Raw genomic sequence first — 423 nt, forward strand, 5'->3', positions numbered from 1 at the left:
AAAAGCGATAGGCACCAACTCAGTTGCCCTTGGCTCGGGCTCTGTCGCCCAGGAAGACAATTCCGTCGCCGTGGGTAACAGCACCACTCAGCGGCAGATCACCTACGTTGCTAAAGGCGACATCAATTCCACCAGTACCGATGCCGTTACAGGTGCGCAAATTTATTCTTTAAGTCAATCCGTCGCCGATCGACTCGGCGGAGGGGCTTCCGTTAATTCTGATGGTACAGTGAATGCGCCCCTCTACGAGGTAGGCACAGGCATCTACAATAACGTAGGCAGTGCATTAAGCGCACTTAACACTTCTATCACTAACACAGAGGCCTCTGTCGCAGGATTAGCCGAAGACGCGCTGTTGTGGGATGACAGCACCAGCGCCTTTAGCGCTAGCCACACGGGAAACGCCAGCAAAATCACCAATCT

At 53.4% G+C, this 423-nt stretch carries 1 pseudogene; it reads left to right on the forward strand.

From position 1 onward, the window contains the following. Positions 1–423 (forward strand): annotated as a pseudogene (locus RH45_RS21645) (hypothetical protein); the annotation flags it as partial.

It is taken from the genome of Vibrio sinaloensis DSM 21326 (assembly GCF_000189275.1).
Lineage (GTDB): Bacteria > Pseudomonadota > Gammaproteobacteria > Enterobacterales > Vibrionaceae > Vibrio > Vibrio sinaloensis.